Below are 26,242 nucleotides of genomic sequence, written 5' to 3' on the forward strand. Positions count from 1 at the left end.
CAATCTTCCTTCTGGCTCATCACGCTTCTGGCCTCGCATGGCACCCCGAACCTCCCGCGCAAAACGCACGAAACTGTTCGCGATGTCTTCGCACACCTGTTCGCGATGTCCTCAGTCCATATAGGGGGAGATTGGTAGCTTCGCTGGCGGGGGTTCTTTTGCGGCGCCGATATGCCTCTTTAAGCGCGTCCAACGAAAAAGCCCGCGCATCTCGCGATGCGCGGGCCTTGGTCTTGGAGGTAAGCGCTGAGCGATCAGCTCTTCAGCTTGGCGTTGCAGAGGCTGTAGAAGCCGCCGCCCTTCTGGATCCACCGCAGGCCGTTCAGCGTGTTGGCGTCCTTGTTGGCATAGTACTGCTCGAGGCAGGTGTGCATGCGGGCCTTGGCCGGCGTCTCGTTGGCGAATTTCGGCGAGATGGCGGTCGGGAAGGTCACGCCCTTCGGCGCAGCCACGCTGGGCTTTGCCGGTTCCTTGGTGAAAGTCGCCTCGGTCGGAGCCGGCACGGTGTCGTCGTCGTCGCCGGCGCCGCATTCGGTCTTGCGGAAGTCGTTCCACTTCATGCCGTTGAGCTTGTTGGCGGTCTTGGCAGCCTGGTACTTGCTGCTGCATTCGGCCATGGTCAGGCCCTTGGCCGAACCACCGTCAGCGGCGGTGGAAGTCTTGCTGGTGGCAGGTTTGGCGGTTGCCGCAGCAGTGGCGCCGGGGCCGCATTCAGCCTTGCGGAAATCGTTCCACTTCATGCCGTTCAGCGTGCCGGCCGCCTTAGCGGCCTGATACTTGGTGCTGCATTCCTTTGCGGTCAGGCCCTTGGCCGTGTCGTCCGAGGCAGCTGCCGTCTTTGCCTTCTTGGTGTCAGAAGCCTTGGTCTCGGTCGCAGCCTTGGTCTCAGTCGCCGCCTTGGTGTCGGTCGCCGCCTTGGTGTCGGTCGTGGCGGAAGCGTCGCTGCCGCACTGGGCCTTGCGGAACTGGTTCCAGGTCTGGCCATTGAGCGTTCCGGCGTCCTTGGCCGCGTTGTACTTGGTGCTGCACTCGGCCATGGTCAGCGCGTTGGCCGGCGCCGCCAGGAACAGGGTTGCGACGGCGATGCCCGTCAATGCTGCAAGTCTATGAATAAGCATGGCGTTTTTCTCCCTTGCTGCCGCCAAATGGTGCCTATACCAAATCAATAGCTCTCAACTTCGGGCTGCGCCAGATGCTTCCCGCGCGGATGCCCTCACAAAGTGTGTTCCTGCCGACAAGGTGCTAAATTGCTGGCGCTCGGTTCGAGCAAATAAGGTTTTTACAACCGTGTCGGGCGGAAAAGCTGTCTGGGCTTCTATATTCCCGTTACAACGAGAGGTCGTGGCAGGCCGCCGAATCACTTGACCCGTCCGCGACAATGATTTTCTAAGCAATGGTAATATATAATCACGAAACGTGATGATCGGATGCGGCCCAATTGTGGCAATACGGGCGGCTGAAAACGACGGGGACTTTGGCAGGTATGGCAGGGCAGTATTTCGGCACCGACGGCATTCGCGGACGCGCCAACAAGTTTCCCATGACGGCCGAGGTGGCCATGCGGGTGGGTATGGCCGCCGGCCTTTCTTTCCAGCGGGGCAACCATCGGCACCGCGTCGTGCTCGGCAAGGACACGCGGCTTTCCGGCTACATGATCGAGAACGCGATGGTGTCAGGCCTGTGCGCCGCCGGCATGGACGTGTTCCTGCTCGGGCCGATTCCGACACCGGCGGTCGCCATGCTGGTGCGCTCGCTGCGCGCCGACATCGGGGTGATGATCTCGGCCTCGCATAACCCCTATTACGACAACGGCATCAAGCTGTTCGGCCCCGACGGCTATAAGCTCTCCGACGAGATCGAGGAGCGAATCGAAGGCATGCTCGACAAGGACATCGAGTTGTCGCTTGCCGATTCCGACGGGCTGGGGCGTGCCAAGCGCGTCGACGGCGTCCACGACCGCTATATCGAATTCGCCAAGCGCACGCTGCCGCGCTCGATGTCGCTTTCCGGGCTTCGGATCGTCGTCGATTGCGCGAACGGCGCCTCCTACAAGGTGGCGCCGGAGGCGCTGTGGGAGCTCGGCGCCGAGGTGGTCGCCATCAATGTCGAGCCGAACGGCTTCAACATCAACAAGGAGTGCGGCTCGACCCATCCGGCCGGCCTGCAGAAGAAGGTGCACGAGGTGCGCGCCGATATCGGCATCGCGCTCGACGGCGACGCCGACCGTGTGGTCATCGTCGACGAGAACGGCGCCATCGTCGACGGCGACCAGATCATGGCGCTGATCGCCGAGTCCTGGCACCAGAGCGGACGGCTGGCCGGCGGCGGCGTCGTCTCGACGGTGATGTCCAATCTCGGTCTCGAGCGTTTCCTTGGCGACATGAAGCTGCAGCTGCACCGCACCAAGGTCGGCGACCGCTATGTCGTCGAGCACATGCGCGCGCACGGCCTCAATGTCGGCGGGGAGCAGTCCGGCCATATTGTGCTGTCCGATTTCTCGACCACCGGAGACGGCCTGGTTTCGGCGCTGCAGGTGCTGGCCTGCATCAAGCGGCAGAACCGGCCGGTCAGCGAGCTGTCGAAAAAGTTCGAGCCGGTGCCTCAGCTTCTGAAGAACGTCCGCATCTCCGGCGGCAAGCCGCTGGAGGAGGCGCCGGTCAAGGCAGCCATCGAGGAAGGGCGCAACCGCCTGGGCAAGGCCGGCCGCCTCGTTATCCGACCGTCCGGCACCGAGCCGCTCATCCGCGTCATGGCCGAAGGCGACGATCCGCAGCTGGTCGAGGCCGTCGTCAACGAGATCGTCGGCATCATCTCGGATACCCGCAGCGCCGCCTGATCGCCGCCGCAAAGCGGACGATCGCATCTGCAAGCCCGCCGCCAGGCGGGCTTTTTCGCGCGCTCACAACACCCCGGACAACGGAATACCCTCTAAAATTGTAGGCATTCGTGGTTAATCGGTACGGTTAAACGGCTTTTAACCTTTGCAATTCATTATCCACGCCGAGGTTCATCTTCGGGCGATGTCGTCCCGAGGCTTCTTAGGGGTGACAGCATGTTCGATACCGCAAGAATGGCACTGTTTGCCGCGCTGTTGGCGGGAGTGGCCGGACCGGCCCTCGCCGCCGACCTCGGGGAACCACCGCCGGTGGAGGAAGCTCCGCCGCCGGTGGTCGAGGCGCAGCCGATCGACGTCGGCGGCTGGTATATTCGCGGCGACATCGACTACCACAAGTCGACCTTGCGCGGCATCGACTACATTACATACGGGCCACCGCCCGGCACCAACGATTTCGATTTCGGCAAGCTGAAGGGCGGCTTCTCGCTCGGCGGCGGCGTCGGCTACAAGATCAACGATTACTTCCGGACCGATCTAACGGCCGACTATTGGTTCAAGTCGGACTTCAACGGCCAGACCTCGGACCTCGTCACGACATCAACCGAGGTGTCAAGGATGAGCGCGCTGCTGCTGTTGGCCAATGCCTATGTCGATATCGGCACCTATCACGGCATCACGCCTTACGTCGGCGCCGGCATCGGCGGCGCGCACGTCAAGTGGGACACGGTCCACGACCCGAACACCACAGAAACCAACCCGGGTTCGTCCAACTGGCGCTTCGCCTATGCGCTCATGGCCGGCGCTTCCTACTGCCTGACCGACAGGGTGATGCTCGACGCTGGCTACCGCTTCACTCACATCCAGGGCGGGCGCATGTTCGAGTTCGATTCGACGAGTTCCGGGCCGGGGTTCGACCACGGCATCAACACGCATGAGGTGCGCGGCGGTCTGCGCTACCAGTTTGGCGGCAACAATGGGTGCGCTACACCGGTGGCCTACCAGCCTGAGCCGGAGCCGATCTACACCAAGTAGCCGCTTCGAGATCCTGAAATTCTGCCGATCGCCCGGCGCCAGCCGGGCGATTTTCTTTTGTGGGTGGCCGGTAAAACAGCATCGAAATCAATTCGGTAACTCCCTGTTATCCTTAACCGGCACTTAACCACTATGGTTAACAATGCTCCTGAAACGGCAGCTGTGCTCGCGTTCGCGACTGGTGCCAATCTCAGGAGCCGGGGACCATGACATCAAAATCGCGTATCGCACTGGCGCTCGCCGCAATCGTGCTGATGCCGGCGACACAGGCGGTGTCGGCCGACTACGATCCGCCGATCTATGTCGACCAGGCGCCGGACTATCAGCCGGTCGAGGTAGGCTCCGGCTGGTACCTCCGCGGCGACGTCGGCTACGCTTTCAGCCACCCGTTCAAGCATGAGGAAACCTCGTCGGGACCGCTCAACAGCTTCAGCGACGAGTCCAGCTTGTTCAGCGGCAGCATCGGCATGGGCTATCACGTCAACGACTACCTGCGGGTCGAGTTGAACGGTGGAATCCTGCCGACCGACAAATTCGCCGCCCATGACAGACTGGGAGCCACCTGCGACGGGCACACGCTTGTGGACGACGGTTTCGGAACGATCAATTCCGTTGCGACCAGCCAGGCCTGCGACCTTTCCGACAACGCTTCCAACAAGGGCTACAGCATCATGGCCAATGGCTATGTAGACCTGGGCACCTATGTCGGGCTTACGCCCTATATCGGCGGCGGCATCGGGCTCGCCTACAACAAATACTACAGAAGCATCGGCGCGCGCGACTGCGTGGAGGTTCCTACGAACAGCGCCGGCACCGGCGGATTTTTCTGCGACGATCCGGCCGGCTATGAAGGGCAGACCGATACTGCGGCAAAGTTCAATCTGGCCTATTCCATCGGCGCAGGGCTCTCTTACCAGGTCACGAAGAACGTTTCGGTCGATCTCGGCTACGAATACTTTTCCGTCCCAGCGGCGAAATACGTCGCCTATGATGGTGGCGCTTTCAATATCCGCCAGGGCATTGACTATCAGACGGTCAAGCTCGGGCTGCGCTACGATCTTTGGTGAGCGAGGGAATTCGGAAATTGCCGCCGGCGGATCGAGCGGTCCGCCGTTCTTTTTCCTTTCCGGCGCTTGGTGCCGTGAGATGCAAATATCCCGACAGCGACAAAAACTTTGCTCTTGACGCCGAAAGCCTGAAAGCATATCGCCGTCCGTGGGCCACCCCTCCCCAACGAGGGGCCACTATCTGGAAGGATAGACCACGATGACGACGCTTACCAAGCCCGGACTCCGTCCGGCAAACCCCAATTTCTCCTCAGGTCCCTGTGCAAAACGCCCCGGCTGGTCGGTCGAGGCGCTGGAAGCTGCTGCGCTCGGACGCTCCCACCGCGCCAAAATCGGCAAGGGCAAGCTCGAACAGGCGATCGAGCTGACGCGCGAAATCCTCAAGGTCCCGGCCGGCTACCGGATCGGCATCGTGCCGGCATCCGATACCGGCGCGGTCGAGATGGCACTGTGGTCGCTGCTTGGCGAGCGCGGCGTCGACATGGTCGCCTGGGAAAGTTTCGGTTCCGGCTGGGTGACCGATGTCGTCAAGCAGCTCAAGCTCGCCGATGTGCGCAAGTTCGAGGCCGGCTACGGCGTGTTGCCGGATCTGACGCAGATCGATTTCGATCGCGACGTGGTCTTCACCTGGAACGGCACGACCTCCGGCGTGCGCGTGCCGGACGGCGATTTCATTCCGACCGACCGCAAGGGTCTCACCATCTGCGACGCCACCTCGGCGGCGTTCGCGCAGCGGCTCGACTTCGATAAACTCGACGTCGTCACCTTCTCCTGGCAGAAGGTGCTGGGCGGCGAGGGCGCGCACGGTATGCTGATCCTCAGCCCGCGCGCCGTCGAGCGGCTGGAAACCTACAAGCCGGCCTGGCCGCTGCCGAAGATCTTCCGCCTGACTTCCGGCGGCAAGCTGATCGAGGGCATCTTTAAGGGCGAGACCATCAACACGCCGTCGATGCTGTGCGTCGAGGACTATCTCGATGCGCTTCAATGGGCGAAGTCGATCGGCGGCCTGGAAGCGCTGATCGCCCGCGCCGACGCCAACGCTGCGGTGCTGGACCGGTTCGTGGCCAGGTCGTCGTGGCTCGGCCATCTGGCCGTCGATCCGGCGACGCGCTCAAACACTTCCGTGTGCCTGTCCTTCACCGATCCGGACGTGGCGGCGCTCGATGCCGACGGTCAGGCGGCTTACGCCAAAGGTATCGTCTCGACGCTCGACAAGGAAGATGTCGCCTACGACATCGGCTCCTACCGCGATGCGCCGCCCGGCCTTCGCATCTGGTGCGGCGCGACCGTCGAGACCTCCGATCTCGAAGCACTGCTGCCCTGGCTCGACTGGGCCTTCGCCATGCAGAAGGCGTCGCTGAAAGCGGCCGCCTGAGTCATTCGCGGCGGCCTTCGGGCCGCCGATCCCAAACGGATCAATCCCATTCTTCAAGGAGGCCGCCATGGCGCCCCGCGTTCTCGTCTCGGATAAACTTTCAACCACCGCCGTGCAGATCTTCAAGGACCGCGGCATCGAGGTCGACTACCTGCCCGATCTCGGCAAGGACAAGGAAAAGCTTCTCGAAGTAATCGGCCAGTATGACGGCCTCGCCATCCGCTCGGCGACCAAGGTCACCGAGAAGCTGATCAATGCCGCCACCAGGCTCAAGGTCGTCGGCCGCGCCGGCATCGGCGTCGACAATGTCGACATTCCGGCGGCGAGCCGCAAGGGCATCATCGTGATGAACACGCCCTTCGGCAACTCGATCACCACCGCCGAGCACGCCGTTGCGATGATCTTCGCGCTGGCGCGCCAAATCCCGGAGGCCAACGCCTCGACCCATGCGGGAAAATGGGAGAAGAACCGCTTCATGGGCGTCGAGATCACCGGCAAGACGCTGGGCGTGATCGGCTGCGGCAATATCGGCTCGATCGTCGCGACGCGCGGCGTCGGCCTGAAGATGCATGTCGTGGCTTTCGATCCGTTCCTGTCGGACAGCCGCGCTGAAGAGCTCGGCGTCGAGAAGGTCGAGCTCGACGAGCTTTTCGCGCGCGCCGACTTCATAACCTTGCACACGCCGCTGACCGACAAGACGCGCAACATCATCGATGCGGCCGCGATCGCCAAGATGAAGGACGGCGTGCGCATCATCAATTGCGCGCGCGGCGGGCTGGTCGTCGAGGCCGACCTGGTCGCGGCACTGAAGAGCGGCAAGGTGGCCGGCGCTGGCGTCGATGTTTTCGAGGCCGAGCCGGCGGAGAACAATCCGCTGTTCGGCATGCAGAATGTCGTGGCAACCCCGCATCTCGGCGCCTCGACCACCGAGGCGCAGGAGAACGTTGCGCTGCAAGTGGCCGAGCAGATGGCCGATTACCTGATCAAGGGCGCCGTTTCCAACGCCATCAACATGCCGTCGATCACCGCCGAGGAAGCGCCCCGACTGAAACCCTTCGTCAAGCTGGCCGAGGTGCTCGGCGCCTTTGTCGGCCAGGTCACCGAAGATCCGATCAAGGAGGTGGAGATACTGTTCGACGGCTCGACCGCGACGATGAACACGCGCGCGCTGGTGAGCGCCACTCTTGCCGGCCTGATCCGGCCGCAGGTCTCCGACGTCAACATGGTGTCGGCGCCGATCATGGTGAAGGAGCGCGGCATTATCGTCGCCGAGGTCAAGCGCGACAAATCTGGCGTCTTCGACGGCTACATCAAGCTCACCGTCAAGACCGAGCATATGACGCGCTCGATCGCCGGGACCTGCTTCTCGGACGGCAAGCCGCGCTTCATCCAGATCAAGGGCATCAACCTCGATGCCGAGGTCGGCCAGCACATGCTCTACACGACCAATGCCGACGCACCCGGCATCATCGGCCTGCTCGGCACCGTCTGCGGTGAGAACGGCGTCAACATCGCCAACTTCCAGCTCGGCCGCAACCGGCCGGGCGGCGATGCGATCGCGCTGCTCTATCTCGACGCACCCTTCCCGGAAAGGGTGCTCGATCAACTGCGGGCGCACCAATCGATCGATTCGGCCAAACCGCTGCACTTCGATGTCGGCGCCGCCTGAAAGATCATGCCCCGCATGCTTCGGCATGCGGGGCATTTCCCCTACAGAACGGCCCTGCTGCCACTGTATTCGGCCAGCGCGATGCCTCCGAGCACGAGCGCAAGCGCAAGACCCTGATAGAATTGGAACTGCTCGCCGACGATCAGCACCGAAAGCAGGGTGCCGAAGATTGGCACCAGATTGATGAACAGTCCGGCGCGATTGGCGCCGATCAGCTCGTTGCCCTTGATGTAGAAGATCTGCGAGACGACGGACGCGCCGAGCGCGGTGTAGAACGCGACCGCCCATCCTCGCGCGTCCGGGACGATGACGCGGCCCGCCGCCACTTCCCAGACAAAGAACGGCACCGAGGTCAAAAGCGCGGCGAGCGACAGAGCCAGCATGAAGCTTTGCCAGCGAACGGCCGGCTTCAGGCGCAGCCCCACCGAATAGAGGCTGTAGCAGAGGACCGCGACCAGCATGATGGCGTCGCCGAAATTGAGCTCGAGCTTCAGCAGCTGACCGAGGTCGCCATGGCTCGCGGTCAGGGCGACGCCGAGGATGGTGAGCGCGACGCCGACGATCTGCAGGCGCTGCACGTGCAGCCTAAACAGCACGAAGTTGGCGAGGATGATGACGATCGGTATGGCGGCCTGCTCGATCGAGACATTGATGGCGGTCGTGTAGTTCAGCGCCGTGTAGAAGATGACGTTGAACACCGTGAAGCCGCAGGCGCCGAGGCCGGCGACCAGCAGCCAATGCCGGCGCAGTTCAGGCCAGTCCTCGCGAAACGTCCGCCAGCCGACGGGCAGCATGATCAGCACCGCCAGCACCCAGCGCAGGAAAACCAACGTCATCGGCGACACATGGCCGACGGCAAGCTTGCCGGCCACGGAATTGCCGCCCCACAGCAGCATGGTGGAGAGCAGGAACAGATAGGCGGCTCGATGCATCGCTTAATCCTGGACCGGCAGGCGCGGTGGAAGAAGGATGCCGGCCTATTGCGATGGCGAGGCCAAGTAAATGATGCGAAAGCCGGAATTTGTTGTGCCTGGTTTGTTGTGCCCTGGGTGGTTTCGGGGACAAAGAAGGGGTCGCATCGGCCTGCACATGAGGCTATAGAGGCCTGTCGTTTCAAGCCGCCAAGGCGGCATCTCAAGGGAAAAGAACATGGCCAATGTGGTGGTCGTCGGCTCGCAGTGGGGCGACGAAGGCAAGGGCAAGATCGTCGACTGGCTGTCGGAGCGCGCCGACGTGGTCGTGCGCTTCCAGGGCGGCCACAATGCAGGTCATACCCTGGTCGTCGACGGCAAGGTCTACAAGCTTTCGCTCTTGCCGTCCGGCGTGGTCAGAGAGGGCAAGCTGTCGATCATCGGCAACGGGGTGGTCTTCGATCCGCACGCCTTCGTCGCGGAAACAAAGAAGCTCAAGGAGCAGGGCGTGGAGGTGACGCCCGAACGCCTGAAAATCGCCGAAAACACCGCGCTTATCCTGTCGCTGCACCGGGAGCTGGACGGGTTCCGCGAAGACGCCGCCTCGAATTCCGGAACCAAGATTGGCACGACTCGCCGCGGCATCGGCCCCGCATATGAGGACAAGGTGGGCCGGCGTGCGGTGCGGGTGATGGATCTGGCGGATTTGGAAACGCTTCCCCTGAAGGTCGACAGGCTGCTCACGCATCATAATGCGCTGCGCCGCGGGCTCGGCCATCCGGAAGCGACCCAGGAGGCGATCATGCAGGAGCTGACCTCGGTGGCCGGCGAGATCCTGCCTTACATGGACCGCGTCTGGAAGGTGCTCGACGACAAGCGCCGCGCGGGTGCGCGCATCCTGTTCGAGGGCGCGCAAGGCACGCTGCTCGATATCGACCACGGCACCTATCCCTTCGTCACCTCATCCAACACCGTGGCAGGGCAAGCGGCCGCCGGCTCCGGCACCGGCCCCGGCGCGATCGGCTATGTGCTCGGCATCACCAAGGCCTATACGACGCGCGTCGGCGAAGGGCCGTTCCCGACCGAGCAGAAGAATGAGGTCGGCGAGTTCCTCGGCACGCGCGGCCACGAATTCGGCGTCGTCACCGGCCGCAAGCGCCGCTGCGGCTGGTTCGACGCCGTGCTGGTGCGCCAGGCGGTGGCCGTCAACGGCATCAAGGGCATCGCGCTCACCAAGCTCGACGTGCTCGACGGGCTGGACGAGATCAAGGTCTGCACCGGCTATCGCCTCGATGGCGAGTTGATCGACTATCTGCCGGCCAGCCAGGGCGCCCAGTCGCGCGTCGAGCCGGTCTATGAGACGCTCGAAGGCTGGAAGGGAACGACGGCCGGCGCCAGGAGCTGGAACGATCTGCCGGCGCAAGCCGTCAAATATGTCCGCCACATCGAGGAGCTGATCGGCGCCCCGGTTGCACTGCTTTCCACCAGCCCGGAGCGGGACGACACGATACTTGTGACCGATCCGTTTCAAGACTAGTTTCACAGCGCTTCCAGGCGCTACGGCTGATTTGCGGCCGGCCCGGGAAAGAATTGCAGGTCGACTGACGCATGGCAGATTTCGTTGGTGTTCTGAAAAAACAGCTTGCGAAGCACAGCGAGCCCTCGCCCGAGTTGCGCAAGCGGATTTACGAGAATGCTCGTGAGATGCTGGCGAAGAAACTCGCGAACTATTCTCCGCCGTTGTCGGCCGAGGTCATCAGCAAGCAGAAACGTTCGCTCGAAGATGCCGTCGCCAGCGTCGAGCGCGAGTATGCCAAGCCTGCTCCGGCGCCCAAGCCGGCTCCAGCGGAAGATCCCCTGGCGGAGCTGGAACATATTTTTTCCTCGATCGACCGCAACAAGAACCAGCCGAGCCACGTCCGGCAGCCGTCGGTGGCGAAGCCCGAACCTGCCAAGCCGGAGCCCTTCAAGCCGGAGCCCTTCAAGACGGCGCCCGCACCGGCGCCGGTGAAGGCGGAACCGAGCTGGCAAGGCGCAGCAAAGACGGAACCAAGCTGGCAAGGGGCAACGAAGACTGAGCCCGGCGGCTGGCACAAGGTGCCCGCGGCACCGCCGCCCATGCCCTCGCCGCGCGAGGACGATGTCGGCCTGCCCGGGATGAACGCCGCCGAACCGGACGAGGACAGCGATGTCTTTGCCAATGACGAGCAGCCGGCCGATACTTTCCAGCGGCTGCGGCCTGCGCCGCGCAAGCGCAGCTATGGCGGGTTGATTGCTGCCGTTGTCGCATTGCTGGTGCTGGCCGGCGGCGGGTACGGCGTTTGGCTGAACAAGGATGCGTTCAGCTCCATACTCGGCTTGAAGGGCGGCAGCAGCCAGACCGTCTCGACCGAGCCTCTGGTCAAGCCTGCCGCCCCGACAAAGCCGACCGCCGAGACGGCGGCCGCGCCGCCGGCTGCGGGCAATAACGCGGCTGCAGCCAATGAGCCGGCCGAAACAGCGAAATTCACCCAGCGGCTGACGCCCGAGGGCAAGGAAGTAGATCCTGGTCCGGCTGGCGGCCAGAGCACCATCGGCGAGGGCGAATCCGTCGCCGCACTGACCACGCCGCCGCCAGCCGCGCCTGGGATGACGCCGGCGCCCGCCGCCGGCACGCCGCCCGCCGCGCCAACTCCGGCCGCGACCCCGCCCGCCGCCGACACTCCGCAGGCTGCGCAAACCCCGCCCGCGAGCCCGCCTGCCGGGACCACGCCGTCGGCGCCCGCCGGTGCCGCCGCCAATCCGCCCGCGCCGGCCGCCGGAACCACGCCTCCGGCCGCGGCGGCCACTCCGCCTGCCGCTGGCACGACTCCGCCACCCGCGTCCGGGACTGCGCCTGCGACGGCCCAAGCGACCGTGCCGGTCGGCCAGAAAGCGATCTTCTATGAGGAGCGCACCAGCACGCAGCAGGGCACCGCCGAGCCCGGCAGCATCGTCTGGTCGCTGGTGCAGGAATCGCCGGGCGGCGACTTGCCGCCGGAGCCGGCGATCCGCGCCGAGGCGACGATACCCGGCAAGGACATCCAGCTGCGCATGACCATCCGGCGCAATACCGACCAGACGCTGCCGGCCAGCCACATCATCGAGATGATCTTCCTGACGCCGGAAGGGTTTGACGGCGGCGGCGTCGACAACATCCTGCGCATCGCCATGAAGAGCTCGGAACAGGACGCCGGCAGCCCGCTGATCGGCATCCCGGCCAAGATCGCCGACGGCTTCTTCCTCGTCGCCCTCAACGACACCAAGGCCGACGAGGACGCCAACCTGACGCTGCTCAGGGGGCAGGCCTGGATCGACGTGCCGGTGGTCTACAAGACCGGACGCCGTGCCCTGCTCACCATGGAAAAGGGCATTCCGGGCGAGAAGGTGTTTGATGAGGCGCTGAAGGCCTGGGCGACGAAGACGTCCGGTTGAGGCCGAGCGGCTCAGAAGCCCTGAAACAGCATGTCGAGCGCTGCAACGATCTCGTCGTGATGCTTCGCGAGGTTGAAACGGTTTTCCCCGAGTTCCGTCGCAGCCACCGTAGCGATCAGATGGGTGGCCATGACCAGCTTGCGTCCATTGATTTCGAAGACCGGATGCAGCTTCCGCATTGGCGGCGGCGCCGACGCGAGGGGCAAAAGCGGAACGACGACGCGCGTCTTGAAATTGTCGAGCAGGTCGGATTGAACCTCGAAGAGGTAGCCGCCTTCGATGCCGCTGGCGGCAAAGGCGTCATAGCGCGCCATCAGAACTGCCTATGCTCCTCGAGCGGAACGCCGTACGTGTCGACATACTCGTTCCAGGCATCCATGGTGGCGCGGTTTTCGAGCTTCCACAGCCGCGTTTTCTCGGCTGCCACGGCTTCTGCGATCCCGGCTTCGGCGGCACGAGATACATTCACGTTGAGCCCCTTGGCTTCCTTCATGAGCTGTGAATCGATCGATAGATTTGCCGGCTGGCGGACCGCATTTGCGGCAATCTTGCGCATGATAGCCTCCGCAACATGCGTATAGAATATGCGCATCACGCGAGTGCTGCAATGGATAGCTTGGACCAGCGCGACCTTCGCGACCGGACCGGCATGGCAAATTCGCCCTCAAATGCTATAGTCGCGCAAGCGGCAGGTCTGACCGGAGACGGCGATGACCAGTGCGAAGATCGACGTTCGTGAGCTGGGTGAAGCCGTTTTCCTGACCGATGGCGGCCTCGAGACCTCGCTTGTTTTTCTGGAAGGCCTCGATCTGCCCTCCTTCGCCGCCTTTCCGCTTCTTGGCGAGGAGGAGGGGCGGACGACGTTGGCCCGCTATTTCCGCCAGTATCTCGACATCGCCGACAAACACGGGGTCGGCTTCGTGCTCGATACTCCGACGTGGCGCGCCAATCCGGACTGGGGCGAAAAGCTCGGCTATTCGAAAGTCGCATTGTCGGGCATAGACATGCAGGCAGTGTCATGGGCGCGGGCGCTGGCTGCGCCCTATGTTGCGCGTGGCATGACCGTGCTGGTCAATGGGGTGGTCGGGCCCCGTGGCGACGGCTACCGCATTGACACAGTCATGACGCCCGCCGAGGCCGAGACCTATCACGGCGATCAGGTCAAGGCGTTCCGCGATGCCAGCGCCGATATGGTCAGCGCCATCACGATGACCTATGCGCAGGAGGCTGCCGGAATAGCCTGTGCCGCGATGGCGGTGGGGCTCCCGTCGGTGATTTCGTTTACCGTCGAGACGGACGGACGCCTGCCTTCGGGGGAGAGCCTGAGAGACGCCATCGAGACCGTTGACGACGAAACGGACGGCGCCCCCGCATATTTCATGATCAACTGCGCGCATCCGAGCCATTTCGACGCCGTCCTTGCCGGCGACGGACGCTGGATCAGGCGCATTCGCGGCGTGCGGGCCAACGCCTCCGCCAAAAGCCATGCCGAGCTGGATGCGGCGACCGAACTCGATCCAGGCGATCCTGTCGACCTCGGCCGGCGCTACCGCGCCATGCGCGACCGCTTCGGCCAGATAGCCGTGCTTGGCGGCTGCTGCGGCACCGACAGACGCCATATCGCTGCGATCTGCGAGGCCTGCCTCTGAGCCTTGCCGATAGCGGCTAGCCTTCCATCTCCTCGCGCAGCATCTCCAACTCCAGCCACTCTTCCTCAAGTGAGGCCAGCGTGGTGCGCTCCTTGTCGAGCGCGGCGATGGTCTTCTGGAACGATGCGGGATCGCGCTCGTAGAAGGACGGGTCGGCGATATTGTTCTCCAGCCTTGAGATGGACGCGCTCACCGCCTCGATCTTCTTCGGCAGGGATTCCAGCGCGAACTTCTGCTTGAAGGAGAGCTTCTTGGCCGGGCTTTTAGCGCTGGTCTGTTCGGCCCTGGCCGTCGCTTCGTTCGCTTCAGCCTTCGGCCTTGCCTTGCGCTCCTCCAGCTTCGAGCCGCCGCGTTGCGCCAGCATGTCGGAATAGCCGCCGGCATATTCGATCCAGCGTCCGGCGCCGTTGGGCGCGATCACGCTGGTGACTGTGCGGTCAAGGAAATCGCGATCATGGCTGACCAGGACGACCGTTCCGGCAAAGCCGGCGACCAGTTCCTGCAGCAGCTCCAGCGTCTCCATGTCGAGGTCGTTGGTCGGCTCGTCGAGCACCAAAAGGTTCGCCGGCCGCGCCAGCACCCGGGCCAGCAGCAGTCGCGCCCGCTCGCCGCCCGAAAGCTCGCGCACCGGCGTGCGCGCCTGCTCCGGCTTGAAAAGAAAATCCTTCATATAGGAGACGACGTGGCGCTGCTCGCCATTGACCACAAGGTTCTCGCCGCGCCCGTCGGTCAGGTAATTCGCCAGCGTCTCCTGCGGGTCGACGGCCTCGCGCTTCTGGTCGAGTGTTGCGATTTCCAGATTGACGCCGAGCCGCACGGTGCCGGCATCCGGCGGCAGCTCGCCGGTCAGCATCTTGAGAAGCGTCGTCTTGCCGACGCCGTTCGGCCCGACAAGGCCGACGCGGTCGCCGCGCTGAATACGGGTCGAAAAGCCCTTGACCACGGTGAGGTCGCCAAAACTCTTCTCGATGCCCTTGGCTTCGATCACCAGCTTGCCGGATTCAGCGGCGTCGCTTGCCACCATCGTCGCCGAACCCTCGGCGCCGCGATGGCTGCGAAAACGCTGGCGCATGGCCTGCAGCTCGCCGAGCCGGCGCATGTTGCGCTTGCGCCTGGCGGTCACGCCATAGCGCAGCCAATGCTCCTCGCGCACGATCTGGCGGCCGAGCTTGTGCTGTTCGCGCTCTTCCTCTTCAAGCACCTGGTCGCGCCATTCCTCAAAGTGCGCGAACCCCTTGTCCAGCCGGCGCGTCTGGCCGCGGTCGAGCCAGACGGTGGCGCGCGAGACGCGCTCGAGAAAGCGGCGGTCGTGCGAGATCAGGATCACGGCCGACGAGGTGCGGGCAAGCTCTTCTTCCAGCCATTCGATGACCGACAGGTCGAGATGATTGGTCGGCTCGTCGAGGAGCAGGATATCGGGCTCCGGCGCCATGACGCGGGCGAGTGCTGCGCGGCGCGCCTCGCCGCCGGAAAGGTCGTTCGGCCGCTCCTCGCCGGTCAGGCCGAGATGCTCCATCAGATAAGTGGCGCGATGCGGGTCGTCGGCCGGCCCGAGGCCGGCTTCGACATAGGCGCGCACGCTGGCGAAGCCATCCATATCGGGCATTTGCGGCAGGTAGCGCACCGTTGCCGAGGGCTGGCGGAATACTTCGCCGTCCTGCGGTTCGATCAGCCCCGCGACGATCTTGAGCAGCGTCGACTTGCCCGAACCGTTGCGGCCTACAAGCGCGATCTTCTCGCCGGCGGAGGCGCTCAGTGCCGCGCCGTCGAGCAGCGGCGTGCCGCCAAAAGTCAGTTTTATGCCATCCAGATTGAGAAGAGGCGGGGCCATGTCAGCTTTCGGGAAGAGGATAGGGGTGGGCGAGCAGCAGCGCCCGGCCACGCTCGAGCGCGATCTCGAGCCGATCCTTGATCTCATTTGATATGGTAAGCGATGAGCCGAACGCCACCTCGACACCGTCCAGCGGCCATTTGGCGCCTGAGACCGTCAGGCCGGCGAGGTCGGAGAAGCCGAGCACCGAGAACAGCGTGCCCTCGGCGTAGTCGAAGCCGGCTTTGCCCGGCAGGATGGGCACGCCCTCCTGGGCGCCGCTGGTCAGCAGCACGGTCGTGCCCGCCTCGGCCAGCCGCACGCTTAGAGCCAAATGCAGAAAGGCATGATCGGCGCGCTTGCCGCCGAAGGCGCCGGCCAGCACCAGGCTGGTGGCGCCGCGCGCCAGCGCCGCGGCAATGGCGAGCTCGCCGTCGGTCATATCCTTCTCGGTCGGGAAAATCTTGCGCGGCACGGCGGCCAGATTCTCCGGCAGGCTCGCCGGCACCGAGTCGAAATCTCCGACCCAGAGCTCCGGCAGCAGGCCAAGCATATCGGCATGGCCGATACCGGCATCGGCGGCGATGATGCGGGAGCCTTCGATCTGGCGATCGAGCCGAGGCGTGCGGACGAGATCGCCGCCAAGCAGGATGGTGAATGTGCCCATGGCCGTCGCCCTTACCAGCCCGGCCAACGAAACGGAAGCGGGCGCGTCCAAACGGAATCGCACTTCGCTACCGCGGTGAACCCTGATGGATGCCCAGGAAACTTCCGCTTGCGCGCCGCATCGGCCGGGCCTATGTCTCGAAATGCTCTAACGGGGTGCCGGACGCTGATTTTGCGAACCGGCTGAGAGGCACAAAGCCAACCCGCTGAACCTGATCCGGTTTGTACCGGCGGAGGGATTAGACGTTTCGGACCATCCGACGCCTCAATTCCTTTAACGCGAACGAAGGAGGCGCCGATGCGCTCGCTATTGTCCAACCTTGTTCTTGCAGTCGGCCTTGTTTCGCTTTTGGCAGGCGGACCTGCCGAGGCTAAAGACAAGCTTACCGTCTACACCTACGAAAGCTTCACCGCCGACTGGGGTCCCGGGCCCGCGGTGAGGAAGGAATTCGAGGCCGAATGCGGCTGCGATCTTGAATTCGTCTCGGTTGCCGACGGCGTGGCACTGCTCAACCGCGTCAAGCTGGAGGGCGCCGGCACCAAGGCTGATGTCGTGCTCGGCCTTGATACCAACCTGACCGCGGATGCCAAGGCGAGCGGCCTATTCGCGCGGCATGGCGCGGTGGCCGATTTGAATGTGCCCGGCGGCTGGAAAGACGACACTTTCGTGCCTTTCGACTACGGCTATTTCGCCGTCGTCTACGACACCGAAAAGCTGAAGACGCCGCCGAAGAGCTTGAAGGAACTGGTCGAGGGCGCCGGCCCCGACAAGATCATCATCCAGGATCCGCGCACTTCGACGCCGGGCCTCGGGCTGCTGCTGTGGGTCAAGTCGGTCTATGGCGACAAGGCGCCGGAAGCCTGGGCCAAGCTGAAGCCGAAGGTGCTGACCGTGACGCCGGGCTGGAGCGAGGCCTATGGTCTGTTCACCAAGGGCGAGGCGCCGATGGTTCTCTCCTATACCACCTCGCCGGCCTACCACATGGTGGCCGAGAACACCGAGCGCTATCAGGCGGCGTCCTTCGAGGAGGGCGAATATCTGCAGATCGAGGTCGCCGGCATCACCAAAACCGGCGCGAAGAACCCGCTGGCGGAAAAATTCATAGCCTTCATGACCGGGCCCAAGTTCCAGGACATCATCCCGGAGACCAACTGGATGTTCCCGGCCGGCAAGACCGACAAGCCGCTCAACCCGGCCTTCGAAAAGCTGGTGAAGCCGACCAAAACCCTGCTGTTCAGCCCGGACGAGGTGGCGGCCAACCGCAAGGCCTGGGTGGATGAATGGCTGGCGGCGATGAGCAAGTAGGACGCAGGATGGCGCTTGAGCACCCCCCTCTGTCCGGCCGGCCATCTCCCCCGCAAAGGGGGAAATTCGCGGTCATCGGTGATTTCGCTAGCCGCCGACGGTGTAGGAAGAGCGGCAAAGCTGCCAATCTCCCTCCTAGAGTGGGAGATGTCCGGCAGGACAGAGGGGGGTGCGACGGAACGTGGCGTTCGCTAGCTCGAGCCAACGTGGTGCAGCGTGCAATCCACGCCGCGCCCTGACCCTCGCATCACCGCCGGCATCATCGCCCTTGTCGCCATCACTTTGCTCATCGGCGGCGCCTTCGCCGGCCTGATCCTCGAAGGCGCGAGCGGTCCGTCCAGCGCTGCCGCGGCCTTCGACAGCTATCTGCTCCGCGTCGCCCGCTTCACGCTTTGGCAGGCGCTGCTGTCGACATTGCTTTCGGTCTTGCCGGCAGTGTTCGTCGGCCGCGCCCTGTCCAGGCAAACGAACTTTCCCGGACGTCGCCTGATCCTGCAGTTGTTCACGGTGCCGCTGGCGCTGCCGGCCATCGTCGCCGCGCTCGGCGTGTTGGCGCTCTACGGCCGTGCCGGTTATTTTGCCGGCATCCTCGGCACGTTCGGCGGTGGGGAATGGCCGGGCATTTACGGCCTTTCCGGCATCCTGGTCGCGCATGTCTTCTTCAACCTGCCATTGGCCACGCGGCTGTTCCTCGAGGCGCTCGGCACCGTGCCGGCCGACCAGTGGCGGCTGGCGAGCCAGCTCGGTATGGACGCTCGGTCGGCCTTCCGGCTGATCGAATGGCCGGCGCTGCGCACGGTGCTGCCGGGGGTCGCCGGGCTGGTCTTCATGCTGTGCATCACCTCCTTCACAATCGTACTGACGCTGGGTGGCGGGCCGGCGGCGACGACGCTAGAGGTCGCGATCTACCAGGCGCTGCGCTTCGATTTCGATCCCGCGCGGGCCGTGACACTAACGTTTCTGCAGATCGTGCTGACCTTCGTCGTGGTCGCCATGCTGACGCGACTCGGCGCCAACACGGTCGGCGATGCGAATCTGCCGGTAGCGCCACGCCGCTATCTTGCGACCAGCACCACCGAGGCCGTGTTGAATGCCGGCCTCATCGTGCTTGCGCTGCTGTTCGTCGCCGCACCGATGGCGGCGACCGTGCTCGCCGGGCTGGAGGCGGATCTCGGCCGGCTGGCCGGCGAGGACGCCGTGCGCCGCGCGACGCTCACCAGCGCCGGGCTCTCCTTTCTCTCGGCGCTGCTTTGCGTGATGCTGTCGCTGTCGCTGGTTGCCGCCCGACGCGCACTGGCCCTGCGGCGCCGCGCGGGCGGCGCCATGTCGCTGCTCGAACACGCCGCCGACACCGGCGCCGGTTTCGTGCTGGTCGTGCCGCCCATCGTGATCGGCGCCGGCTGGTTCCTGGCTCTGCGCAACATCACCGATGTGTTCGCCATCGCACCTGTCATGGTCGTCGCGGTCAATGCGGTGATGGCGATGCCATTTGCCATTCGCGCCGTCCGCCCTGCCTATGACGCGGCGAGCGAGCGCCACGAGCGACTCTGCCTGGCGCTCGGCATTTCCGGCTGGAACCGGCTGCGGCTGGTCGACTGGCCGTCGCTCCGGCGGCCCTTGGCCACCGGCTTTGCGTTCGCCATGGCGCTGTCGCTCGGCGATCTCGGCGTGATCGCGCTGTTCGGCAGCGATTCCGTCCAGACCTTGCCCTATCTTCTACTCGCGCGCATGGGCAGCTACCGGACCGCCGACGCCGCGGGGCTGGCCTTGCTGCTCGGCCTCGTCTGCCTGATGCTGGTTGTCGCCGCCGACTGGCTGGGGCGGGAGGCAAAGGCATGACGAGGGATAATAATGGCATCGCAGCCACGAAGGGCCTGGCCGTCACGTTGGACGGCGTATCCTTCAGCTATGGCGAGGCATCCTTCCGGTTCGATGTCGAATTCGCCGCCGGCAGGATCACCGCCATCATGGGGCCGAGCGGTTCAGGCAAGTCGACGCTGCTCAATCTGGTGGCCGGCTTCGAATCACCCAATGCTGGCAAGGTGCTGATCGGCGGGATCGATGTCGACAATGCGCCGCCCTCGGCGCGGCCGGTGTCGATGGTGTTGCAGGAAAACAACCTGTTCGCCCATCTTTCGGTCGAGGGCAACGTCGGGCTTGGCCGCTCGCCATCGCTCAAGCTCACGGCCGACGACCACCGCGCGGTCGCGGAAGCGCTGGGGCGTGTCGGCCTTGCCGGCAAGGAAAAGCGGCTGCCGCGCGAGCTTTCCGGCGGCGAGCGGCAGCGCGTCGCGCTGGCGCGGGTGCTCATACGGGGCCGTCCGGTGCTTCTGCTCGACGAGCCTTTCGCCTCGCTCGGCCCGGCGCTGCGCGAAGACATGCTCGATCTCGTGGCCGGCATCCACGCCGAGCGACAGATGACCGTGCTTTTCGTCACGCACCAGCCGCAGGACGCGCGCCGCATCGGCCAGCAGATCGCGTTCGTCGACGAGGGCAGGGTCGCGGCCACAGGGTCGGCCGCCGATTTCTTCGACGGTGCTGGACCGGAGGCCTTCCGGCGCTATATCGGCGATCGAGGCGGCAGCGTTGCCGGATGACAACACATTGCCCGGAAGCGGACATAATTTACGGCCAAACCGGTCGCGGGTGATCAGGCGTTTGCTTGCCTTGTCGGGGGGAGTGTGGCTAGGTCCGGCCATGCTGGTCCGGGTGGGCCGTGATTTGCCGAAAAGATTATGAAAGGAAGCCGATCTGACGGCCAGCATCGAGAGAGTATGGACTAAGCCGCTGGCGCGATTTTTCGCGATGGCCGGCTTTGCCGTGGCGCTGGCGAGCTGCCAGATGTTCACGCCGCCGGACGTGCAGGAGTCCGGCTTCCAGCCCTCCGATAAGCCGATCACCGTCGACAATGTCGTCGCCAACGCCAGGCTGGCCGAAATGGCCAAAGCGCAGCATCCGCGGATTCTCGCCACCTATGGCGGCGAATATTCCGATCCGAAGCTCGAGCGCATGGTGGCCAAGGTCGTCGGCAATCTGACGGTGGTCTCGGCCAATCCGACCCAGACCTATCGCATCACCATCCTCAACTCGCCCAACGTCAACGCCTTCGCGCTGCCGGGCGGCTATCTCTATGTCACGCGCGGTCTGCTGGCGTTGGCAAATGATTCCTCCGAGCTTGCGGCCGTCATCGCGCATGAGATGGGCCACGTCACCGCCAATCACGGCCTGCAGCGACAGCAGCTCGAGGCCGAGGAAGGCTTGGCGACCAAGGTCGTCTCCGACGTGCTCGGCGACAGCCCGACGGCCAAGGCCGCGCTCATCCGCGGCAAGCTGAGGCTTGCGCAGTTTTCGCGCAACCAGGAACTGCAGGCCGACGCGATCGGCATCAAGTCGATCGGCGAGGCGGGCTATGACCCCTATGCGGCCGGCCGCTTCCTGCAGTCGATGTCGGCCTATACCGATTTCCGTTCGGTCAGCGGCGCCACGGATGCCAGCCTCGACTTCCTGGCCACGCATCCCAACACGCCGCAGCGCATTGAGCTGGCGCAGCGGCTCGCCCGCAACTTCGGACCGCCCGGCGTCGGCACGCGCGACCGCGATGCCTTCCTCGCCGGCATAGACGGGCTGCTCTACGGCGACACGCCGGAAGAGGGCTATGTGCGCGGCCAGACCTTCCTGCATCCCGGCCTTGGCGTGTCGTTCTCGGTGCCCGAGGGTTTCGTCATCGACAATTCGGCGGCCGCGGTGACCGCGACCGGTCCGGGCGACATCGCCATCCGCTTCGATGGCGTGGCGATCGACAAGTCTGTGTCGCTCACCGACTATATCCGCAGCGGCTGGGTCGCCGGACTGGACGATGCCAGCGTGCGCCAGGAAACGGTCAACGGCAACGAGGCGGCGATGGCGCATGCCAGCGCGCAAGGGTGGCAGTTCGATATCGCGGTCATCCGGGCCGGCGGACAGGTCTACCGGCTGCTGACTGCGGCACCCTCGGCCAGCACCGCGCTGGAGCCGGTCGCGCGCTCCGTCAGCAGCTCCTTCCGCACGTTGAGCGCGGCCGAGAAGGCGGCGCTGAAGCCGCTGCATATCCGGGTGGTCACTGTGCAGCCCGGCCAGAACATGGGCACGCTTGCCGCTCAAATGGTCGGCGTCGACCGAAAGCTCGACCTGTTCCGGGTGCTCAACGCAATGTCGCCGGGCGCGAGCGTGTCGGCCGGCGACAAGGTCAAGATCGTCACCGACAAGTAGGGTCGGCATCCGCGCAAGTGCTTCGCAACGAATCAGCCGCGCGCTTCTATTCGGTCAAGCCGGGCGCGCGGCTGCCGCAGCAATCAGAGCCCGCCACTGCTGCCGCCTTCAGGGCTGGTCTGGCCGCCGGTGCTGCCTCCGCTGCCCTCACCACTTTGGCCGCCGCCGCCGGACCCTGAATGATCGCCGCTACTGCCGCGCCAGGGCGCCGGTCCGGTATCGGTCTGAGGTGGTTTGACCACTGTCGGGACTGTCACCGTCGGCGTCTTCGGCGCGGGTGTGCGGACAACCTTTACCTTGGTGACTATTTTCGTCACGACCTTCGGCTTGCACACTGCGACCGTTAAGGTGCTGCGCGCGGGAAGGCCGAGAATGCTCATGGAATATGCCTCTTGCCGCGCGATGCCGGCTTTGAGGAAAGCCAAGGCGCGGGCCTCGTCGGCGGGCACGCCGTTGCGGCCATCCTTGAAGATCACGGCGAGATCGTTCATCGCGTTGACGTGCCCCATGGCCGCCGCCTTGAGCAGCAGGTCCAATCCCTTGCCGGTATTCCGCTCGACATCGACACCATTGAACAAGGCTCGCCCCCAAGCGGCCATCGCATAGGGGTCTCCCTTGTCGGATGCTTCTGAATAGAAGCTGATCGCTTTCGCGGAGTCCGCGGCCAGTCCTATTCCGGACGAAGCGATATGGCCGAGCTCGAACATGGCGCGGACGTGCCCCCTGTCGGCAGCTTCCTGGATAGCTTTCCTGGCCTCGTCGACCTTGCCGGACGCCAGCAGCGCCCGCCCAAGCTCGTAGCGAAACCGAGCGACGTCGGGGTAGGCCTTCACCGCCGCCTGGCAGGCCTCAGCGGCCTCGCCGGCGATCTCGTTCTGCAAACGGCCGGGCGCGACGCCCTGCAGGTCGAGCGGTGCGCCCGCCGCTTGGTCGCAGGGGTCGACGCTTGGCGACAGCTTCATCATCGCTGCCTTGGACGCGTTGCCGCCGCGGATTTGGAAGCCAATCTGGACCGGAGCAGCCGAGCCGATCTGCGGCTCGTAACGCAAATTATCGACTTCACCGGCCATCAGGCTGGAATCCGGAGACAGGGTCCGGTCCGGCAGCGACAGAGTTCCCGTTGCCGGATAGCTTGCAAGCTTCAGGCTGAGTGCGGGGTCGTTGCTGGGGAAATCGAGCTTCAGCGGAACCGGACCGACGCCAACCGGGATGCTGATATCGCGATTTTCGATCGCCTCGGCGGCGCCGGTGATCTGGCTGCCGCTCTCCGGATCCGGCTGCTTCTGCTTGGCCGTGACCTCCTGACCCTCGGCGTCATCGTGGCGCATCAGCACCACCTCGTCGACCAGCGAGGAATTCTCCCACGGAACCTGCTTGCCGTTGGTGGCTTTGACCACGTCGCGGCGAACCGCCGCCATCACCGTGCGGATTTCCTGGTTGGGCGCCAACGCGTGGCGCGAAAAGGCAGATGAGAACGGGCTGAGGGCACCGCGCCCGTCATAGGCGACCGCGCCTGGCTCGGTGGCGAAGGCAATCAGCGTGTTCAGTGAGCTCTTCACCTGCGCAAGGCCGGCGTCGCCCGCGACGATCAGCTGGTCCCTCAGCCAGTAATCCTGGCGGGGGAAAGGATTGTTCCGGCAGGCGTCGAGGATGATCACCTGGATCTTCGCTTTCGAGCGCAATTGCTCCAGCACGTCGTCGAGCTTGATCGCCTGGACCTCGATGTCGGCGGCATCCTTCAGCGACGCATCGACGGGGATCAGGAAATTCTCGCCCCCGATCTGAAAACCATGGCCGGAATAGTAGACGACGGCCAGATCCGCACCGTCCGCCGCGGCGAGATAGTTGCGGAACCGCTCCTCGAACTGAAGCTTGGTCAAGTCCTTTGCGACGAAGACGTCGAAGCCGGCCAGCCGGAACGTGTTCGCGACGTCCTGAGCATCTTTGTCCGGGTTTTTGAGAGCCGGAATATTTCGGTATTCGGCATTGCCGATGACCAAGGCAACCCTTCGATCGGCGTGAGCCTCGAACGCGGTGAAGCACACGAGAACCAGGGCTGCAAGGAACGCGCAGCATCGCAGCATGGCAAACCCCCATCCGCTAAAGTTGGTGCAGTCAGGAAGACAGTTTACGCCGCGAGGGTCTGTTAAAGAATTCACAATCCATGGCTACGGATGCAGAAAGCCGCCAAGAGATGGCCTCCTGACGTCTTCGAGCCGCTGCCTCGGCTTTCAGGCGGCTTCCGCCAGGAATTCGGGGTTCTGCTTCACTAGCGCCGCCCGCAGCTTTTCCATGGCGCGGGCTTCGATCTGGCGGACGCGTTCCTTGGAGATGCCGAGCGCCTCGCCGAGCGATTCCAGGGTGGCGCCGTCGTCGCTAAGGCGGCGCTCCTCGATGATGCGCAGCTCGCGCGCATTGAGCGCGCCGAGCGCGCTTTTCAGCCAGACCGCGCGGCGCTCGACGTCGATCGTTTCGCCGACGACCTCGTCGGGAAGCGGATCCTCCGAGACCAGGAAATCCATCCGCTCGGCGGCGCCGTTCTCGTCGGCAAGCGGGGTATTGAGGGAGCTGTCGGGGGCCGAAAGACGCGAATCCATCATTGCCACGTCGGCTTCCGGCACGCCGAGCGCGGCCGAAACCTCGCGGTACAGCGAGGCATTGGAGAGCGGCTCGGCGCCGTTGGCAAGCCGCGCGCGCAGCCGCCTCAGATTGAAGAACAGCGCCTTCTGCGCGGAGCTGGTGCCGCCGCGCACGATCGACCAGTTGCGCAGGATATAGTCCTGCATCGAGGCGCGGATCCACCAGGTGGCATAGGTCGAGAAACGGACTTCGCGGGCGGGCTCGAAGCGGGCAGCCGCTTCCAGCAGGCCGACATGGCCTTCCTGAATGAGGTCGCCGAGCGGCAAACCGTAGTGGCGGAATTTGGAAGCCATCGAAATCACCAGCCGCATATGGGCGACGGTGATCAGATGCAGCGCGTCCTGATCCTTTTTTTCCCTCCAGCGTATGGCCAGGAGATGCTCCTCGTCGCGCTCGAGATAGGGAGCCTTCATTGCCGCCCGGACCAGTGTCCGTCCTGCCACATCCTCGATCATGCCGGCTCCTTTGGGGGTCGTTGCACTGGATGACGGTTGAAATGACGTCGCAGCGCCCTACAACAGCCAGCAACGTGCCAGAAGCGCGAATGGTTCCGTAGTGCCGGCGGATGCATATGCCTGCCGAAAACGTTTCTGTTATCGATCCGTGAGGCTTGGCTTGGCGGATTTTTCGCTGGTTTTGAGAACTGGATTTCTGGAACGGTCGATTTTTGAAATCTGGTTCCTTATTTCTTGAGGTTCCATCTGCCAGTTTGCGGCTCTCACCATGCGCCGGGGCACCGGTCAAAACGGGATCACAGAAAAATGAAATGGCTCAAATCGCTTCTCGTCGCCGGAACGCTGCAGGTTCTGGCAGTCACAGCCGGTCATGCCGGCGCCAATCTCGACCAGATCAAGCAGGCGGGCGTGATCAAGGTCGGCACGGAGGGCACCTACGCGCCCTTCACCTATCATGACGAATCCGGCGCCCTGGTCGGCTTCGACGTGGAGATCGCCAAGGCGATCGCCGAGAAGCTCGGCGTCAAGGTGCAGTTTCTCGAGGGCAAGTGGGACGGCCTGATCGCGGGGCTCGACGCCAACCGCTACGACGCCGTCATCAACGAGGTCGGCATCACCGACGCGCGCAAGGCCAAGTATGATTTCTCAGATCCCTACATCGCCTCCAAGGCGGTGCTGATCGTGCGCGGCGACAACAGCGACATCAAGACATTCGCGGATCTCAAGGGCAAGAAGGCGGCGCAGTCGCTGACCTCGAATTTCGGCAAGCTCGCCGAGAAGAACGGCGCCGAATTGGTCGGCACCGACGGCTTCGACCAGTCGATCCAGCTGCTGCTCACCGGTCGCGCCGACGCCACCATCAACGACAGCCTGTCCTTCCTCGATTTCAAGAAGCACAAGCCCGACGCCAATGTGAAGATCGCCGCGCAGGAAGAGAATGCCGACTATTCCGGTGTCATCGTGCGCAAGGGCGATCCGGAACTGGTGGCGGCGATCAACAAGGCGCTGGCCGACATCAAGGCCGACGGCACCTACAAGAAGATTGCCGACACATATTTCGGCCAGGACGTCTCGCAGTAAGCCCAATCATCCCTTTGCTTGAGTTCGGGGGGGGGGGGGGGGGGG

General features: G+C 64.3%; 21 protein-coding genes and 1 riboswitch. Of the genes, 13 read left to right on the forward strand and 8 right to left on the reverse strand.

Annotated elements, in window-relative coordinates; all coding sequences use genetic code 11:
- Positions 1-254: 254 nt before the first annotated feature.
- Entirely contained in the window at positions 255-1,118 is an 864-nt protein-coding gene (locus P9228_RS28095; protein WP_127247211.1) for a hypothetical protein, read from the reverse strand.
- 365 nt (positions 1,119-1,483) lie between these two features.
- Here P9228_RS28095 and glmM point away from each other — a divergent pair, with 365 nt between their 5' ends.
- The 5 genes from glmM to serA all read left to right on the forward strand — a co-directional run bounded on the left by glmM (position 1,484) and on the right by serA (position 7,979).
- Positions 1,484-2,836 carry a phosphoglucosamine mutase gene (glmM, locus tag P9228_RS28100; protein ID WP_067001816.1) on the forward strand — a complete coding sequence of 451 codons (1,353 nt, stop codon included), beginning with the start codon at positions 1,484-1,486 and terminating at the stop codon, positions 2,834-2,836.
- A 216-nt stretch (positions 2,837-3,052) separates the two neighbouring features.
- The gene (locus tag P9228_RS28105) at positions 3,053-3,868 is read left to right on the forward strand and encodes an outer membrane protein (RefSeq protein WP_278056705.1); all 816 of its coding nucleotides are present in this window, start codon (positions 3,053-3,055) and stop codon (positions 3,866-3,868) included.
- 206 nt (positions 3,869-4,074) lie between these two features.
- Complete coding sequence (locus tag P9228_RS28110; protein ID WP_278056706.1) at positions 4,075-4,935, forward strand: outer membrane protein; 861 nt, start codon at positions 4,075-4,077, stop codon at positions 4,933-4,935.
- A gap of 199 nt (positions 4,936-5,134) precedes the next feature.
- On the forward strand, positions 5,135-6,310 hold the full coding sequence (locus P9228_RS28115) for a phosphoserine transaminase (RefSeq protein ID WP_278056708.1): 1,176 nt from the start codon (positions 5,135-5,137) through the stop codon (positions 6,308-6,310).
- Between the two features lie 67 nt (positions 6,311-6,377).
- Positions 6,378-7,979, forward strand: coding sequence for a phosphoglycerate dehydrogenase (gene serA, locus P9228_RS28120; RefSeq protein ID WP_067001828.1), 1,602 nt, complete (start codon positions 6,378-6,380; stop codon positions 7,977-7,979).
- A gap of 41 nt (positions 7,980-8,020) precedes the next feature.
- Here the strand turns inward: serA and P9228_RS28125 are convergent, their stop codons facing one another.
- On the reverse strand, positions 8,021-8,911 hold the full coding sequence (locus P9228_RS28125) for a DMT family transporter (protein WP_067319440.1): 891 nt from the start codon (positions 8,909-8,911) through the stop codon (positions 8,021-8,023).
- 217 nt (positions 8,912-9,128) lie between these two features.
- On the opposite strand from P9228_RS28125, the gene P9228_RS28130 reads away from it, so the two are divergent.
- Positions 9,129-10,427: an adenylosuccinate synthase gene (locus P9228_RS28130; RefSeq protein ID WP_067001833.1), complete on the forward strand. Its 1,299-nt coding sequence runs from the start codon at positions 9,129-9,131 to the stop codon at positions 10,425-10,427.
- A 71-nt stretch (positions 10,428-10,498) separates the two neighbouring features.
- On the forward strand, positions 10,499-12,343 hold the full coding sequence (locus tag P9228_RS28135) for a hypothetical protein (RefSeq protein WP_095799773.1): 1,845 nt from the start codon (positions 10,499-10,501) through the stop codon (positions 12,341-12,343).
- Between the two features lie 11 nt (positions 12,344-12,354).
- Here the strand turns inward: P9228_RS28135 and P9228_RS28140 are convergent, their stop codons facing one another.
- Both P9228_RS28140 and P9228_RS28145 read right to left on the reverse strand, forming a co-directional pair.
- Positions 12,355-12,657, reverse strand: coding sequence for a CcdB family protein (locus tag P9228_RS28140; RefSeq protein WP_278056711.1), 303 nt, complete (start codon positions 12,655-12,657; stop codon positions 12,355-12,357).
- On the reverse strand, positions 12,657-12,899 hold the full coding sequence (locus P9228_RS28145) for a type II toxin-antitoxin system CcdA family antitoxin (RefSeq protein WP_278056712.1): 243 nt from the start codon (positions 12,897-12,899) through the stop codon (positions 12,657-12,659). The genes P9228_RS28140 and P9228_RS28145 overlap by 1 nt, the downstream gene beginning before the upstream one ends.
- 154 nt (positions 12,900-13,053) lie before the next feature.
- Here P9228_RS28145 and P9228_RS28150 point away from each other — a divergent pair, with 154 nt between their 5' ends.
- A complete protein-coding gene (locus tag P9228_RS28150) occupies positions 13,054-13,992 on the forward strand; it encodes a homocysteine S-methyltransferase family protein (RefSeq protein WP_095824076.1) in 939 nt (312 codons plus the stop codon).
- A 16-nt stretch (positions 13,993-14,008) separates the two neighbouring features.
- On the opposite strand, the gene P9228_RS28155 is transcribed toward P9228_RS28150, so the two are convergent.
- Together P9228_RS28155 and P9228_RS28160 are read right to left on the reverse strand one after the other, a co-directional pair.
- Positions 14,009-15,823 (reverse strand): ABC-F family ATP-binding cassette domain-containing protein, encoded by a 1,815-nt coding sequence (locus tag P9228_RS28155; RefSeq protein WP_278056715.1) that lies wholly within the window; start codon positions 15,821-15,823, stop codon positions 14,009-14,011.
- A gap of 1 nt (position 15,824) precedes the next feature.
- Complete coding sequence (locus P9228_RS28160) at positions 15,825-16,469, reverse strand: thiamine diphosphokinase (RefSeq protein ID WP_208720750.1); 645 nt, start codon at positions 16,467-16,469, stop codon at positions 15,825-15,827.
- 141 nt (positions 16,470-16,610) lie between these two features.
- Positions 16,611-16,724, forward strand: a riboswitch (TPP riboswitch).
- Positions 16,725-16,766: 42 nt separating this feature from the next.
- Here P9228_RS28160 and thiB point away from each other — a divergent pair.
- From thiB to P9228_RS28180, 4 genes are all read left to right on the forward strand, one after another.
- Positions 16,767-17,774 (forward strand): thiamine ABC transporter substrate binding subunit, encoded by a 1,008-nt coding sequence (gene thiB / locus P9228_RS28165; protein ID WP_067319427.1) that lies wholly within the window; start codon positions 16,767-16,769, stop codon positions 17,772-17,774.
- Positions 17,775-17,990: 216 nt separating this feature from the next.
- Positions 17,991-19,613: a thiamine/thiamine pyrophosphate ABC transporter permease gene (gene thiP / locus P9228_RS28170; RefSeq protein ID WP_208720752.1), complete on the forward strand. Its 1,623-nt coding sequence runs from the start codon at positions 17,991-17,993 to the stop codon at positions 19,611-19,613.
- The gene (gene thiQ / locus P9228_RS28175; RefSeq protein ID WP_278056719.1) at positions 19,610-20,371 is read left to right on the forward strand and encodes a thiamine ABC transporter ATP-binding protein; all 762 of its coding nucleotides are present in this window, start codon (positions 19,610-19,612) and stop codon (positions 20,369-20,371) included. Before thiP ends, thiQ begins: the two co-directional genes overlap by 4 nt.
- Before the next feature lie 208 nt (positions 20,372-20,579).
- Positions 20,580-22,022: a M48 family metalloprotease gene (locus tag P9228_RS28180; RefSeq protein WP_095799779.1), complete on the forward strand. Its 1,443-nt coding sequence runs from the start codon at positions 20,580-20,582 to the stop codon at positions 22,020-22,022.
- Positions 22,023-22,105: 83 nt separating this feature from the next.
- Here the strand turns inward: P9228_RS28180 and P9228_RS28185 are convergent, their stop codons facing one another.
- The gene (locus P9228_RS28185; RefSeq protein WP_278056721.1) at positions 22,106-24,106 is read right to left on the reverse strand and encodes a caspase family protein; all 2,001 of its coding nucleotides are present in this window, start codon (positions 24,104-24,106) and stop codon (positions 22,106-22,108) included.
- Positions 24,107-24,253: 147 nt separating this feature from the next.
- Positions 24,254-25,117 carry an RNA polymerase factor sigma-32 gene (locus P9228_RS28190; RefSeq protein ID WP_067001865.1) on the reverse strand — a complete coding sequence of 288 codons (864 nt, stop codon included), beginning with the start codon at positions 25,115-25,117 and terminating at the stop codon, positions 24,254-24,256.
- A gap of 306 nt (positions 25,118-25,423) precedes the next feature.
- On the opposite strand from P9228_RS28190, the gene P9228_RS28195 reads away from it, so the two are divergent.
- On the forward strand, positions 25,424-26,197 hold the full coding sequence (locus P9228_RS28195; RefSeq protein WP_095778113.1) for an amino acid ABC transporter substrate-binding protein: 774 nt from the start codon (positions 25,424-25,426) through the stop codon (positions 26,195-26,197).
- Positions 26,198-26,242 lie beyond the last annotated feature (45 nt).

Origin of the sequence: Mesorhizobium sp. WSM4898 (assembly GCF_029625845.1) — a bacterium.
Taxonomy (GTDB): domain Bacteria; phylum Pseudomonadota; class Alphaproteobacteria; order Rhizobiales; family Rhizobiaceae; genus Mesorhizobium.

Bases quoted from the DNA above. Each gene is read 5' to 3' on its own strand.
- P9228_RS28095 (WP_127247211.1), bottom strand. From the start codon at position 1,118: ATGCTTATTCATAGACTTGCAGCATTGACGGGCATCGCCGTCGCAACC.
- glmM (WP_067001816.1), top strand. From the start codon at position 1,484: ATGGCAGGGCAGTATTTCGGCACCGACGGCATTCGCGGACGCGCCAAC.
- P9228_RS28105 (WP_278056705.1), top strand. From the start codon at position 3,053: ATGTTCGATACCGCAAGAATGGCACTGTTTGCCGCGCTGTTGGCGGGA.
- P9228_RS28110 (WP_278056706.1), top strand. From the start codon at position 4,075: ATGACATCAAAATCGCGTATCGCACTGGCGCTCGCCGCAATCGTGCTG.
- P9228_RS28115 (WP_278056708.1), top strand. From the start codon at position 5,135: ATGACGACGCTTACCAAGCCCGGACTCCGTCCGGCAAACCCCAATTTC.
- serA (WP_067001828.1), top strand. From the start codon at position 6,378: ATGGCGCCCCGCGTTCTCGTCTCGGATAAACTTTCAACCACCGCCGTG.
- P9228_RS28125 (WP_067319440.1), bottom strand. From the start codon at position 8,911: ATGCATCGAGCCGCCTATCTGTTCCTGCTCTCCACCATGCTGCTGTGG.
- P9228_RS28130 (WP_067001833.1), top strand. From the start codon at position 9,129: ATGGCCAATGTGGTGGTCGTCGGCTCGCAGTGGGGCGACGAAGGCAAG.
- P9228_RS28135 (WP_095799773.1), top strand. From the start codon at position 10,499: ATGGCAGATTTCGTTGGTGTTCTGAAAAAACAGCTTGCGAAGCACAGC.
- P9228_RS28140 (WP_278056711.1), bottom strand. From the start codon at position 12,657: ATGGCGCGCTATGACGCCTTTGCCGCCAGCGGCATCGAAGGCGGCTAC.
- P9228_RS28145 (WP_278056712.1), bottom strand. From the start codon at position 12,899: ATGCGCAAGATTGCCGCAAATGCGGTCCGCCAGCCGGCAAATCTATCG.
- P9228_RS28150 (WP_095824076.1), top strand. From the start codon at position 13,054: ATGACCAGTGCGAAGATCGACGTTCGTGAGCTGGGTGAAGCCGTTTTC.
- P9228_RS28155 (WP_278056715.1), bottom strand. From the start codon at position 15,823: ATGGCCCCGCCTCTTCTCAATCTGGATGGCATAAAACTGACTTTTGGC.
- P9228_RS28160 (WP_208720750.1), bottom strand. From the start codon at position 16,469: ATGGGCACATTCACCATCCTGCTTGGCGGCGATCTCGTCCGCACGCCT.
- thiB (WP_067319427.1), top strand. From the start codon at position 16,767: ATGCGCTCGCTATTGTCCAACCTTGTTCTTGCAGTCGGCCTTGTTTCG.
- thiQ (WP_278056719.1), top strand. From the start codon at position 19,610: ATGACGAGGGATAATAATGGCATCGCAGCCACGAAGGGCCTGGCCGTC.
- P9228_RS28180 (WP_095799779.1), top strand. From the start codon at position 20,580: ATGGCCGGCTTTGCCGTGGCGCTGGCGAGCTGCCAGATGTTCACGCCG.
- P9228_RS28185 (WP_278056721.1), bottom strand. From the start codon at position 24,106: ATGCTGCGATGCTGCGCGTTCCTTGCAGCCCTGGTTCTCGTGTGCTTC.
- P9228_RS28190 (WP_067001865.1), bottom strand. From the start codon at position 25,117: ATGATCGAGGATGTGGCAGGACGGACACTGGTCCGGGCGGCAATGAAG.
- P9228_RS28195 (WP_095778113.1), top strand. From the start codon at position 25,424: ATGAAATGGCTCAAATCGCTTCTCGTCGCCGGAACGCTGCAGGTTCTG.